General features: G+C 52.1%; 1 rRNA gene. It reads right to left on the bottom strand.

The window, feature by feature from the left end:
- Positions 1-181 (bottom strand): 16S ribosomal RNA (locus EIY87_RS23525); the annotation flags it as partial.
- Between the last annotated feature and the right edge of the window lie 55 nt (positions 182-236).

The following is a 236-nucleotide window of genomic DNA, read 5'->3' as shown; positions in this document are numbered from 1 at the left end:
AAAGTGATATCCGGTATTAGACCTCGTTTCCAAGGCTTATCCCAGAGTGCAGGGCAGATTACCCACGTGTTACTCACCCGTTCGCCACTCATCCACACCCGAAGGTGCTTCAGCGTTCGACTTGCATGTGTTAAGCACGCCGCCAGCGTTCGTCCTGAGCCAGGATCAAACTCTCCAACAATGAACAGTTCAATCGAGGCAAAATACTTGCTCTCAAAGGAAACCCCGACGAGGGG

The organism is Amycolatopsis eburnea (assembly GCF_003937945.1).
GTDB classification, from domain to species: domain Bacteria; phylum Actinomycetota; class Actinomycetes; order Mycobacteriales; family Pseudonocardiaceae; genus Amycolatopsis; species Amycolatopsis eburnea.
Note: the sequence above shows the minus strand (reverse complement) of the source record. Positions and strands in the feature narration are given on the sequence as shown.